Origin of the sequence: Pseudoalteromonas piscicida (assembly GCF_002208135.1) — a bacterium.
In the GTDB taxonomy this organism is placed as follows: Bacteria; Pseudomonadota; Gammaproteobacteria; order Enterobacterales; family Alteromonadaceae; genus Pseudoalteromonas; species Pseudoalteromonas piscicida_A.
On the sequence record NZ_CP021646.1, the window covers coordinates 4,060,924 to 4,074,165 of the forward strand.

The window sequence follows — 13,242 nt, forward strand, 5'->3', positions numbered from 1 at the left end:
CCTTAACTCATTAACAGACAATCGGTCCAATCAAGATTGTCATCCAGCACACCGATAAGCGCTAAACCAATACCTGCAAAACCCATTAAAAAGCTAAAATCTTCTTGATGCACCTTTTCCAAACCATTATATGAATATAAGGCCTCTAATCCACGTTCTTGGTACTGATTTAAGCCATAATCTAGCCAGGTTAAGGCAGCTTGCTGTAACTTAGGATGAGGCATAACTTGGTTGAGTAGTTGATAAATGGTTACCAATCCAAAAAAGCCATGACACAGTCCAGCATCATTTATATGACCTTGCTTTGCGTCTCTATCAACATTAAATAAAGCAATTTCTAATGCTTGTTCAACATAGCTAGGCTTGTCTAGCGCATGCCCGGCTCTTGCTAGTGTCAACGCAATCGTTAAATCACCATAACACCAACCTAGCCGAGAGTGGTGCTCATCGCCTGCGCATGAGCCAAAGCAAGCCTTCCTATCATCAGCATGACTTTGCTGTTCAAGTAACCAATCACAGCCCGCAACAACCAGCTTTCGCGCCCGCAGCTTTACTTTTTCATCCTGAAGCGCAGGAATAAGGGCGGCGATAATGCCAGGGACACCATGTGCCAGACCTAAATTAAATTCGTGACTTTCAGTATCTTCTTTATCGAATCGATATACCGATTGCTTAGGCTGAGACCAAGCAACCAGCTGATCATCTAGCTCTACCGCAACCGATTCGTACCCCGTAACAAGACGATCAAATAAAGTACTTTGTTGAGTCTTTTTTGCACGACGTGAGATATAGGGAGAATAGCCGGCAAGGCCTAACACCATTTCAATTTCTCCAGTCCAAGGAGAAAAGTCGAGTGCTGTAGCAAAAAAGCTATCAATTTCCTCCAGCAGCTCAGGGTCATACTCCTCGTCGTCATACTGGTTAAAATACTCAAGCACCCATGCCTGCCCAGCTAACCCAGAACTTAGCTCAGGGGTTTGCTCTGCTAATTCATTTTGGAGCTTCTCTAACGCCTGATGAAATTTTTCCTCATCGACCCATGCATCATTAAAGTTTTCCGCTCGGAATAAAAACAATAAGTGCCCAGCTAAACCACTAAGCAAACCGTTACTGTTCACGGCTTCAAGATTTGATTCAACCTGCTTGGCTAGCTTTTCCACTATAGACAGGATTTGTTCTTTTTTTTCTAAATCTAACGCCTTTAGCATACTTATCCTTGTTTAAACTCTTAATTGTAATTTTTGTACTCACCATAGGTAAGTTAACCTTTTGTTTAGCCAAACTCAAACTTTGACATATAGATTGCCATCAAAAAACAAAGTGTTGACATTTATTCAAACTGACAGTAGCTTAACTTTTGTACACACGCGTTCAATGCGTGTAGCAAAAGGATTGAAATAAAGGACTGCTATTAACCACTACAAGTAAGGAAAAACGAATGAAATTGACGCTAAACAAAAAGTGTATAAAAGCACTCTCAAATGACAGCAAATCTATTCCAGCGAATATGACGCCTCAAATTGCTGGCGGTGATGTTCAGGCTAATTCTCCAGCTGGCTCTATATTCACAGATCGCTATGGCGATTGTTGGACAGGTCGTAACCACTCTTGCCGTGAGCACACTTGCCAGATCCCATAAACTGCCACAGCAGTAAGCCTTAAGATAAAGCGAGCTGTATGCTCGCTTTATTTATTCAGATCCCGATGTCGAGGTTTGCTCTTCCCTTTCATGGTGTACTGGCTTTTTGAGCTTAATTTCTCTGTCAGCCGAGGCAATGGTTTCTTTTCGGTGCGCGATGATAATACGCGTTATCTTCAACCGAGACACCGCATCATTGATATCCTCTTCCAACCCCGTATCAAGGTGACTCGTTGCTTCATCCATAAACAGAATTTTCGGATCACGAACGGTAATATGTCCCGCAACTCCCTCATCGAACCCATACTTACCAAATAAACGAAAAGCGCCCGCCAATTTTGCTTTCCTGTCAGCTCGGATCCCCTCTACAGAAGTGTCATGCTTGAACGATGCAACTTTCTCCGTTGAGTTCATCACTAGCGCGTTATCACTAACTACCTTCATATATACTCCATTCCTTTTGCGTGTGTACGATAAGAAGTCACGATATTGGTTTAGGGTAGCGATTTCTTTTCTCGCGACTTTAGCCTAAGCAACACACGCACTGATTTTTTGTTATACAACTACTTTAAGTTTACGCAGCGGCAGAAGAAGCTACGCGCTGGGGCAAAAAGTTAAAGCTTCTAAAAGTCACAGGCTCTGCTTTGCTCGCTCGATCAAGCATAGTAACCGCGAGGCGATGCTCGACTGAAATAGGCCACAACCAACTTGCATATTCCCCTGATACTTCGACCAATTGCTGACCACTGACACTGAAGCTGGCAATTGCATCGCTTTTGCCAAATGAAACTTTACTTAATTTGGTCGTTAAGCCTTGTCCTGTGGCTTTGATCAACGACTCTTTTAATGTCCAGCGATCAAAAAAGTATGACTCTTGGTGCTGCTCTGGCAGCAGCTCAAATTCACATTGCTCAGAAGACGAAAATACCGACTTACTTAAATGCTTTAGATTTCGCTTGTAACGGATCCGCTCAACATCAATCCCGACAGGCTGATCTAGACTCACGGCACAAGCCAATAAATCATCACTATGAGAAAGGTTAAATTCAAACTGCATACCTGGGTTTGCCAGTTTGGGTTTGCCATGTAACCCTCTTGCAAATTGAATTGCCTTAGGAGACAGTCCTGTGTACTTAGCGAGCACTGCACGCAGAAAAGCTCTCGACACAATCTTGACTTGCTTTTCAGACGGTCTCCGTATCAATTCAATATGAGTCATATCCTCGTCAGTCAACAATGCGGTTAACTCGTCAATCGCATTGTTGCTGTGAAATAGGCTGACAGATGTCTGCCATATATCAATTTGGTTTTGCTTTAATATCAGTTCCACACCTTGCTCCTATTCGGTAAGTAACTGGTCTAAATCACTACGGATCAGTATCTGTGGATTAAATAGTTTGTCTGGAACTTCAATCTGCTGTACTGCATCGTAAGCAATGACGGTTTTTTGTCCTTTTTGCATTTTGTCTTGTAAAGTCATTGCCACAACTTTGACTTTGTTATCGCGAATACCGCGTTCAAAAAAGGCTGTTTTAGCATGTTTACCTGAGCGCAAATAAAGCGCTGCTTTTTTGGGGAAATAATCGTTTTGATCGATTTCTAGCTGAATATTTTGATAGCTTAGCTTGGGTGAATTAGCTTGTAGTTCAAGCTGAATAACGCCTTCTGCATGTGCCACGCTTTTAACTTGATAATCTTCACTCCAGCTCAGCGTTGCAATATCTCCTAACGATGCCTCACCAAGCAACTTCTGCATTGGAGTAATTCGAATTGGACGGCGACTTTTGGGCATAAACATCCAATAATCACTGCCTTTCATCAGTACCTTTTGCCCCTTTTCAGAGTCAGATTTAAACACAACCAAAGAACGCTTCGATGATGATGAATACACATCATATTGTTTTGTATGCTTAAGAACATCTTCATCAAAAGCTTTTACAGTGGCTGATACCTTCACTGATGCTGACTCACTTCTAAAAGCATCAACTTGTAATAGGGCGGATTGTGCCTCAGCTTCGGTCAGCTGCGAAGCACAAACACTAAATGAGGCAACCGCGAATACCGCTGTAGATAGTAGAGTTTTGCTGAGTTTATTAAACATGGCTTAAGGCCTCCGTTATTGGTTTTGCGCTACCCTTGTATGCCGCTTTGAATGCCGCAAGTACACAAACTAAAATCATTATTGCCATTACACTCAGTGCTATTTCCCATGAAAATGTAATGGTCAGTGGATACCCTTGGTTACTGCCTGGTGGTGGTGGCATTTCTAATCCAAGATAAACGAGACCCCAAGCGACAAAGGCTGAGATTGCAATGCCGATTGCGGCACCTAAAAAGCCAATGATGCTGGACTCAAGAATAAAGTTTCTGATGATTTCCCATTGGTAAGATCCCATTGCCGCGACGGTCCCAATTTCCCTTGTACGCTCAGTCACCGTCATGGCCATCGTGTTTGAGATAGAAAAGAACACCAGTAACACCATAATTCCACCCAGTAAGCCAAATATCCGGTTATACAAGTCTTTTACAGATTGATAGTAAAATGCTCTCTCCCACCAAGGAATAAAGACCAAAGAGGGATCTCTTGATTCATATTGCGCAACGGTACTTTGGGTACTATCCAAATCAAATAAGTACACTGAAAGCGAGCTAACTTTATCTGTGTAGAGTAAAGATTGAGCATCACTAAGCTTGATGTATAGCTGGCGCTTATCTAAATCCGGCACTCCCGTGGTGTAGATCCCTCGAACTTGGAAATCAAAGGCATTTAACGCGCCATCGGTGGTGGTTGACATTAATGTGACATAGTCGCCCACAGCCACTTTTAAACTCCGAGCTAAGTCCTTACCCAGCACAATTTGCGACTCAGCTTCTGGCTCACTAAAGCTCGATAATGCTTGACCAGATACCATGGTTAAGAAAGGTCCTTTAACCATAAACTCTTCTGGTTCAACTCCCAACCCGATGAAAATAGAGCTCTTTTCACCATTTGAAATCAGGCCGTTAAAGTTGATCCGAGGAAGAACATTTTTTACCCCCTCATCTTCTAATAGTTGATTTTGCAGTAATTCAGTGTCTGACAACCCGTACTGTAAGGGCATATCTTCTTCTTGCTCTAGCAGTTTTTTATGGCTGATTATGAAATTACCTTCATCCCTTGCAGCTTTCTCAGCCAATGATTGATAGGTAAACAGCGCAAATCCACTGGTCGTTAAAATCGCGGCCACCGCTACCGCAGCAACCAAAATTGTGAACAGTGAACGTCGTCCGTTTCTCAGTACGTTAAAAAAAGCAAATACTACCCAACGCATTATCCTGCTCTCCTGTTATCTTCTTGTTGTAACTGCTCGGTTATGTGGCCATCCGCAAGGTTTAGCACTCGGTGGCAGCGATCTGTCATACGATGATCATGAGTGGCGACAATAAAAGTTGTGCCCATGTCATTACCTAGATCACGCATTAAATCCATTACCATGTTTGCTGTAGACGTATCCAAATTTGCGGTGGGCTCGTCTGCGATCACTAATTCTGGTTTTTTTACTAGTGCTCTGGCTATCGCGACACGTTGCTGCTGACCTCCAGATAACTGATCTGGACGTTTAGATATATGATCTTTCAAGCCAACTTTATGGACAATTTCAACAACCTTATCCATTCTTTGCTGTTTATTAAGATTTAACATCAACAGCGGATATTCAATGTTCTCGAACACTGACATCACAGGAATTAAGTTGTAGCGTTGAAATATGAACCCCAGCTTTTCTCTTCGAATCTGTGTTAGTAAGCTTTTTTTCTTCGGTACAGGCTGGTCATTAATCCATATATCTCCTTGATACTGCTCATCAAGTAATCCACAGATATTGAGTAGTGTAGATTTGCCACTACCAGATGGGCCGCACAAAGAAACGGTTTCGCCGGCATGAATATGTGCAGAAACCCCTTTGAGCGCATCAACCGTTACCTCACCTGTGGTGTACGATTTTCGAATATTTTCAAAACGAAGCATAGAAACGTCCTTGTCGCTATTTAGTCTGAGCTTGCTGGAGCTTTTGTGCTTGCTCCGCCATCGCTTTTGCTTGCTCTGCATCATCCAGTTTTTCAGCAGCGGCGGCTGCACAACGATACGCATTAATCTGTAAAGAAGGTGCTAGCTGTTTAAATTGCTCACTTTCATTAATCACTTTTTTCAACAGATAACTGCCGTGCTCTGTACGGTTCATCATCTTTGGAACCTGAGCAAAAGTACATCCAGCGGTCACATTGACTCGCGCCTGTAATGGATAAGGCAAAGACTTCGCTTGTTTGATGGCTTTAGATAACTTGGCCATCCCTTTTTCAGCGAATTGCATTTTTTGCCACGGCTTGTTGGTATAACGAGCTTGGGTTGTCTCAGCACTGCCTAACATCGCCAACACCACTGGGTTTGGCGATTTGTCATTGATTTCTTTTAGCGCATTAAAAGCCAATTGGTTCTGTTCTTGCGAACCTTGTAAACCCGCTTGGTAGGCTTCGATTACCTGCTCAGGTATGGTGTTTGCAGCTTCGACGTTTAAGTTTAAGAAGCTCATTGCTGTTATTGCGACTGTTATGATTGATTTGTTTGTCATCACTTTTACCCTGCGTTTTTCTGTTGATATGAGCATCATAAGAAAAGAAAGTATCTCGCGGTAAATGAGGTGATAACCTGCACTTAAGTGGGATAAATGGTAAATATTCAAGATAAAGTGAAGTGGGGTTAATTAACCTCAGGTGTGAATAAGGAATGAGTTAACTTATCGTCCTAGATAACTTTAAATTTCAGCGACTCACGTTAGCTATAGAATCACACGGTACAACAGTAAATTCAACACAGCTATCACTATATCTGGGTGTTAGAAGGGTCTGAGTTATCCGGGCTAGATTAGCTATGGGGAGGATGCTGAGAGTCCTCTATCTCAGCATTGGAAGACAACATTACATCTGCTTAAAAAGCGCTTGATATTTGCGGCTAACCGCCAATCTATCGTCGCTATCTTTTAGGTCTACGTAGACATGACCGAGTTCATCTTTAGTTACACGTTGAATTTTTTCTACTTTAACAATGCAATTTCGATGAATACGCCAAAACATTTCAGGGTCTAACTCATTTTCCAGCGCTGTAATTGCTGTTTTTATCAAATAAGTGCCTTTTGCAGTGTGAATTTCTGTGTATTTATTATCCGCAATGAAATAGTCAATGTCTGAGACATTAACGACGTGTAGTTCATTATTTTTGCTGGCCTTAATCCACTTCAGGTAGTTTCCTGTCGCGGCTGACTGAGCTGATTCAAGCAGTTCTTCAAAAATTTCACCCAGCTGAGCTTTTTGATTTAACTCTGGTGATTGTTGATTTAATAGCTTTTGTAGCCGCTCAACAGTCCGCTCTAAACGAGGTTCTTCAATCGGTTTTAATAGATAATCAATGGCTTGGTTTTCAAAAGCCACCACCGCGTGTTCATCATAAGCTGTGATAAAAACCACATAAGGTGGCTGCGCTTGTTCACACAGTTGCCTAGATACCTCTAAGCCATCGATGCCAGGCATGTTAATGTCCAAAAACACAACCTGAGGTGAAAAAGCCTCCACGAGAGTCAATGCTTCTTCACCATCTGCAGCTTGGCCGACAATATCCAGCTCTGGCCAAGCTTCCTCCAGCATCATTTTTAAGTGTGCTCTTAAAATAGGCTCATCGTCAGCGATTACCGCTTTTATGAGTTGAGACATTAATAGGTACCTCCAAAGTTACGCGAACCTGTCCCGCTTGGCTATCGTCATAAACTAGCTTCGCTTGATCCCCGTAAAGTTGCTCCATTCGCTGTTGCACGTTTTTCAGGCCGACATTAGTGCCCTTGCGTTTACTGCCCCCGATATTGCAATCGTTCGACACGATAATAATCACATTCTGCTCAGCACGCTTTATTATTAGTTTCAGCGTACCACCTGATTTAATCTGCTCGATGCCGTGTGTTACCGCATTTTCTATGATCGGTTGTAACAACATCGGTGGAAACAAAATATCGTCAGTGATTTTATCTGTCACATCGTACTCAATATGGAGACGATCGCCTAGTCGAATTTTTTGTATAGCCAAATAAGCTTTATTAAATCTGAGCTCATGCCCAAGTGTCAGCCACTCAGTTCGAGTTCGATCAAGGCTTTGCCTCAACAAGGAAGTTAACGCTGATAGCATTTTACTCGCTTGCTTCGCGTCAACCGCAATCAGCGCTTGGATATTCGCCAGTGTATTAAAAAGAAAATGCGGTTCAATTTGAGATTGAAGTAGCCTAAGTTGGGTTTCGAGTAATAGCTTATCTTTCTGCACTTGCTCGAGTTCAAACTGATAAAGAGAACGTCTTAATTGAGAGGTTTGTTCACTGCGGTAGTAGATAAAACTTACTACCACCATGATGAAGCCACCAACAAAAAAAATCCCTAAATACTGCTGTAGATCATCAACATACCCACCAGAACTCTTTATTACACTCAGCAGAATAGGCGTTAAGCCCCAGACTAAAAATGATAAAATCAGCGCGACGGCATATTGTGTAGCCAGCTTCATATTAGGGTAATTTGTCGCTAACCAAAATCGAGATAATCGAATGGTAAACCCAACCCCAAGAGAGATCAGTACCGAGATCACCGGGTACTTAGCCCACCCAATTGCGTAAATCACCAATCCGATTAGGATGCATATACATGCTAACCGAACATTTTTCTTCCAATTGTCACCACTAAATGGTGAACCGACTGTCTGACCCATATTAAAATTTTAGTTCCGTAGAAAAGTACCATGTCTTGTCAAAGCTAAGCTGCTCATAGATGGATTCATCACCGCCTCCATACTGCCTAACACCGCCACACAGCGAGTGATTTTTGAAGCCACTATAGCACAGCTTCCCATCTACCAACATGCTGTTATCACTAGGGTTTACAACCCAAGTTAAGGTAGGCTGCCAAGCTGTGGATGAGGTTCTAAGATGCAGCATCAAGTTATCCCTAAACAGATTTTGGGTGGCAAAGTGCCCTCGCATTACCTGTAACTGGTGGCGATCCATATTTCCATCTGCAACCGCAATCAAGTTGCGCCACTGTGCATTACTCGGTGCTCGGCCATCGTGCCAATATTCAGCAATCAGAGTCATCCCAAAACGAAAACTGTAATTGATGCCCATCAGAGCTTGAACACTACCACGCTGCCATTGCGTTTGAACGGAAGGAACAAAGTAATCTGACAGCAACGCACCTTGATCAAACACCGGCATTCTATGTTTTTGTTGCCAAAGTAATGAGCCGTGAATCTCTAAGCTATCACCGATAACAGTTAGCGCACTACCGCCGACTCTCGCGCCTAGCTTTTCGTCATAGTGCACAACCGCCTGCGCTTCAAAATCATCGAAGTATTGATAGTAACGACCACCACAGCCTAAACTCGCGGCCACTTTTACCCCTTTTTCTAAATAATCAGGGGTAGTTTCATTACATACGAGACTGATATTACCCGTCTCGGTAAAATAGTCTCCCACGGCCATCCAGGCTCCGGGTGGCACAGCGGTATACACCGCAAGAGAATCCGTAGGAGAAAACATATCGAGAGGGCGAAAGCCATAGCCAACATCCCAATCCAGTTTTTTCTTACCGACTGACGCAAACCAATCCCCAACTGTAAAGTCGTAGTAAGCCTCAGACACTTCTAAATCGAGTTCAGACACCCCGCCTGTTTTTATCCAGTTTGCTGTGGCTGCCACTCTAATCCCTTTAAATTCAGAGCTAATATCTAACGCAGTAAACCAAGAAGTGGTATCTTGTTCATTGAAGATTCTACTATTGCTGGCACTAAGATCTTGGATATTCATGCGCCAAGTTGTATCAAACTCAGCGGTTGCATTGGCTGAGTAACTTACAGCAGTGAGAATTGCAGATAATAAATAGCGGTTAATTCGTTTTTGCATTATGCCCTCCATATATGAGTAGCATACGACGTGCTAACACCAATTGGAGACAAAGCGACAAAACGAATCATGTTCAGATAAATGGTGCACTAGCGTGATAAACGGTTGCAGCACACAAAATCACTGTAAGCGTGGAGCAAGCATCGTAGCGGCTTGCTCCATCACTTCTATTCCGAGGTAGACTCTTCAACCTCTGCGTTCATCTTTTCAGGCTTTTTGAGCTTGATTTCCCGATCCGCTGAGACAATGGTTTCTTTTCGGTGCGCGATGATAATACGCGTTATCTTCAACCGAGACACCGCATCATTGATATCCTCTTCCAACCCCGTATCAAGGTGACTCGTTGCTTCATCCATAAACAGAATTTTCGGATCTTTATACAGGGCACGCGCCAAGATGATCCGCTGTTTCTGTCCTCCAGATAAGCTCGACCCCATGTCACCAATCAAGCTGTCATACCCCATTGGCATATCGCTGATATCATCATGGATAGCTGCTAATTGAGCACAATGCACCACTTTTTCCATATTGATTGGTGAATCAAAAAAGGCGATATTATCGGCCACAGTACCGGATAGAAGCTCATCATCCTGCATTACCGCTGCAATCTGCTGGCGGTATTGTCTCGCGCCAATTTGGCTAAGAGATATACCATCCACCAGAATCTCACCGCTGGATGGTTTATTTAGCCCCAGCATTAACTTAAGTAGCGTCGACTTACCGCAACCAGAAGGCCCTGTAATTGCTACTGACTCGCCCGCATTGATTGTTAAGTTTAGTTTTTCAATAACATTTGGTGTTGCGTCTGAATATGCGAACGACAAATTTTTTACTTCAATTTTGCCTTCGATATTCAGTTTGCGATATTGATCTGGTTGTAACTCTTCTTTATCCGTTAAAGCAATATCAGCGATACGGTCAAAGTGGAGGCCTAACATCTTAAACTCAATGAGCTTTTCTATAAGATTTGCGGTCTTATCCATAAACTGGCGCTTGTAAGACATAAAAGCAAACAGCATACCGGTACTAAATCCACCTGCAATTACCAAGTGCGCCGCCAAATAAACCACAATGATATTCTCAATACCAAATAGCGCGCGGTTAATCGCGTCATAGCCAATTTTAAAATTACCCAAGCGGATATTGTGGTTAATCGCACTAGCGTAGCGATTTTGCCACTGTCCTTCTCGCTTTACTTCTGAGCCAAATAATTTAATCGTTTGGATCCCGCGTACCGTTTCCATAAAGTTGGAATTTTCTTCCGCGCGCGCCATGATTTCTTGCTCACTGATATTGCGAAATGGCTTATACATGGCCATTCTGATAATCGCGTAAGTGATCACAGCCACCAACACCACAGCGGATAGCATAGGACTATAAAAGAAAATCATCGCTAAGGTAATAATCGCCATTAAGCCATCAATAATCGCCTCAATGACCCCAGTTGTAAGGAGCTGCTTTACTTGCTGAAGAGAGCCGAAGCGAGACACGACATCTCCCATATGGCGCTTCTCAAAATAGGCGATGGGTAAGCGCACTAAGTGGTGAAATAGGTTCGCCCCCAATTGAATATTCATCTGATTACCAAAGTGCAGCAAGGTAAAGCCACGCAGTGCATTGGTGGCGATTTCAAAAAGCAGTACTAAAAAGAACCCAATCGCAAGCACCGTCAAGAGTGAGGTGTCACCAGTAAGTATGACATCATCTATAACCAGCTGAATATAATAGGGTGCTGCTAGCGTAAACACTTGCAGCAAAATGGAAAGCATAAAAATAAGTAACAACGAGCGTTTTAAGCCCGTAATACGGCTCCAAAAATCGGAAAATCTAAGACTCGCTTTTTGTTCTTTCTTTTCGAAGTCTTTGGTTGGCGTTAACTCCAAAGCCACGCCAGTAAAATGCTTGGAGGCTTCTTCCATCGTAAAGGTTTTTTCGCCACCAGCGGGATCATGGATCACAATGCGCTTTTCGTTGGCCTTCTTAAGCACCACAAAATGGTTCATGTCCCAATGTAAAATTGCCGGTGTTTGCAGCGCATCTAGATCTTCAAGCTCAATTCGCAGAGGCCTTGAAGTTAAATGGAGCTTTTCAGCAAAGTGCATAATGTCGAGCAGCGTACAGCCTTCGATTGAAATACTAAAACGCTGCCTTAAGTGAGTTAAATCAGTGTGATAGCCGTGATATCCAGCAACCATAGCAAGACTCGCGAGGCCACACTCTGCCGCTTCTGATTGGATGATCACTGGTAAAGATTTCCGCGACCAAAACTCTAACTTATTGGCTGCGCCTTCATGTTCCATTTCCATATCAACCCTTTTACTTCTTATAATTGGCCTTTAATGCTAAATACTGGGTCGAACAACCAACGCAATAAAGAGCGCTCTTCTACCACTATATCCGCATCCAGCGTCATACCTGCACGCAAGGCCGTATCTTTACCATATGCTTTTACCGCTTGTTCATCCAGCGCAACTACGACGCGGTACGCAGGCTCTTGGATGATACCTGGCATGTTGGTTTCCTCAGGCAAGATCACACTATTGCTGAGCTCTACAATCTTTCCTTTGTAAATGCCAAACTTTTCGTAGGGAAATGCGTGATAGCGCAGTTTAGTTTCCTGTCCCTCTTTGATAAAACCAAAAGCCGAAGTTGGGATATAAACAATTGCTTGCATATCACTATGTTCAGGGATCAGGGTCAGTAAATGCTGACCCATGGAGACATTTTTGCCAAGCTTAGCGAGCAATCCTGTCACCACTCCTGACTGCGTCGCGCGGACTTCCCCAAGTCGTTCCTGTTCAATGGATGATATCTGGATCAATAAGTCCGCTTGCTGTGATTGCAGCTGAGAAATTCGGTTTTGATGCTCAATCGGCAGTTTCGCCAATTGACTCTTGATGTTTTTAAGCTGCGATTCAAGCGCTATACGCTCTGAACGGATTGAAGAAGCTTGCTGCTTTAATGAAAGCAAGGTGTCTTTTTGGCGCTGCAATTCTAGTTCAGAAATGTAACCAGTGCCTTTTAGCGTCGCAATTTGCGATACTAAGTCTTGATTAAGAAGTAGCCGCTCTTGGAACGTGGTTGCTTGGCTCTCAAGTTCTTTTAGCTTTTCTTTTGCGGTTGCTTCTTGTTGCTGTAGCTCTTCTATATCAATCTGGTACTGACCTCGCAGCTGCCCTATCTGCTGTAGTAAATTCTTTTGCTGAAAGCGATATTGATTCAGTAATGCTTGATTCAACTCAGTGGCTTCGGTGCTATGTTTTGCAGATGCAATTCGCAGCAAAGGTTGCCCAGCAGCGACTTGTTCGCCCTCTTTGACCAACACTTCAGACACCACACCTTGTTGCATTGCAGCAACACGCAACAGCCCACCACTGGGCTCAATAACGCCAGATACTCTTTCCTTTCTGGTATAGCTACCACTTGATAGAAACACGATGCTTAAAATCACAACCGTTAAAATGAGTAATCCCAGAGTCTTAAATACGGGCGGTTGGATTAAGCTAATTGTGCCCTCTAAGCGGTGCTGTTTATGCTCTAACACCTCACGGCGAAATAAATTTTCCATAGCACTTATCGGGTAATATTATTGTTAATATTTTTTTATTGAAAATACAATGTACCACGGGTGGTAAC

The 13,242-nt window shown here is 43.1% G+C and carries 12 protein-coding genes and 1 pseudogene; 1 reads left to right on the top strand and 12 read right to left on the bottom strand.

What is annotated here, in order from left to right:
• Nucleotides 1-2 precede the first annotated feature (2 nt).
• Complete coding sequence (locus B1L02_RS18300; protein ID WP_088532179.1) at nucleotides 3-1,208, bottom strand: lanthionine synthetase C family protein; 1,206 nt, start codon at nucleotides 1,206-1,208, stop codon at nucleotides 3-5.
• A gap of 230 nt (nucleotides 1,209-1,438) precedes the next feature.
• On the opposite strand from B1L02_RS18300, the gene B1L02_RS18305 reads away from it, so the two are divergent.
• Entirely contained in the window at nucleotides 1,439-1,639 is a 201-nt protein-coding gene (locus B1L02_RS18305; protein ID WP_088532180.1) for a hypothetical protein, read from the top strand.
• A gap of 51 nt (nucleotides 1,640-1,690) precedes the next feature.
• Here the strand turns inward: B1L02_RS18305 and B1L02_RS25220 are convergent.
• From B1L02_RS25220 to B1L02_RS18360, 11 genes and pseudogenes are all read right to left on the bottom strand, one after another.
• Nucleotides 1,691-1,906, bottom strand: a pseudogene (locus tag B1L02_RS25220) (colicin V production protein); the annotation flags it as partial.
• Between the two features lie 307 nt (nucleotides 1,907-2,213).
• Complete coding sequence (locus B1L02_RS18315) at nucleotides 2,214-2,969, bottom strand: 4'-phosphopantetheinyl transferase family protein (protein WP_088532182.1); 756 nt, start codon at nucleotides 2,967-2,969, stop codon at nucleotides 2,214-2,216.
• A 9-nt stretch (nucleotides 2,970-2,978) separates the two neighbouring features.
• Nucleotides 2,979-3,740: an outer membrane lipoprotein-sorting protein gene (locus B1L02_RS18320; protein ID WP_088532183.1), complete on the bottom strand. Its 762-nt coding sequence runs from the start codon at nucleotides 3,738-3,740 to the stop codon at nucleotides 2,979-2,981.
• Nucleotides 3,733-4,950, bottom strand: a complete 1,218-nt coding sequence (locus B1L02_RS18325) for an ABC transporter permease (protein ID WP_088532184.1) — start codon at nucleotides 4,948-4,950, stop codon at nucleotides 3,733-3,735. The genes B1L02_RS18320 and B1L02_RS18325 overlap by 8 nt, the downstream gene beginning before the upstream one ends.
• Nucleotides 4,950-5,645, bottom strand: coding sequence for an ABC transporter ATP-binding protein (locus B1L02_RS18330; protein ID WP_088532185.1), 696 nt, complete (start codon nucleotides 5,643-5,645; stop codon nucleotides 4,950-4,952). Before B1L02_RS18330 ends, B1L02_RS18325 begins: the two co-directional genes overlap by 1 nt.
• Before the next feature lie 16 nt (nucleotides 5,646-5,661).
• Nucleotides 5,662-6,246, bottom strand: a complete 585-nt coding sequence (locus B1L02_RS18335; RefSeq protein ID WP_088532186.1) for a hypothetical protein — start codon at nucleotides 6,244-6,246, stop codon at nucleotides 5,662-5,664.
• A 346-nt stretch (nucleotides 6,247-6,592) separates the two neighbouring features.
• Nucleotides 6,593-7,381, bottom strand: coding sequence for a LytR/AlgR family response regulator transcription factor (locus B1L02_RS18340; protein ID WP_088532187.1), 789 nt, complete (start codon nucleotides 7,379-7,381; stop codon nucleotides 6,593-6,595).
• Nucleotides 7,350-8,417: a sensor histidine kinase gene (locus B1L02_RS18345; RefSeq protein ID WP_088532188.1), complete on the bottom strand. Its 1,068-nt coding sequence runs from the start codon at nucleotides 8,415-8,417 to the stop codon at nucleotides 7,350-7,352. The genes B1L02_RS18340 and B1L02_RS18345 overlap by 32 nt, the downstream gene beginning before the upstream one ends.
• A 1-nt stretch (nucleotide 8,418) precedes the next feature.
• Nucleotides 8,419-9,606 carry a hypothetical protein gene (locus tag B1L02_RS18350; RefSeq protein WP_088532189.1) on the bottom strand — a complete coding sequence of 396 codons (1,188 nt, stop codon included), beginning with the start codon at nucleotides 9,604-9,606 and terminating at the stop codon, nucleotides 8,419-8,421.
• 167 nt (nucleotides 9,607-9,773) lie between these two features.
• The gene (locus B1L02_RS18355; RefSeq protein WP_088532190.1) at nucleotides 9,774-11,912 is read right to left on the bottom strand and encodes a peptidase domain-containing ABC transporter; all 2,139 of its coding nucleotides are present in this window, start codon (nucleotides 11,910-11,912) and stop codon (nucleotides 9,774-9,776) included.
• Nucleotides 11,913-11,929: 17 nt separating this feature from the next.
• On the bottom strand, nucleotides 11,930-13,174 hold the full coding sequence (locus B1L02_RS18360; protein ID WP_088532191.1) for an HlyD family secretion protein: 1,245 nt from the start codon (nucleotides 13,172-13,174) through the stop codon (nucleotides 11,930-11,932).
• Between the last annotated feature and the right edge of the window lie 68 nt (nucleotides 13,175-13,242).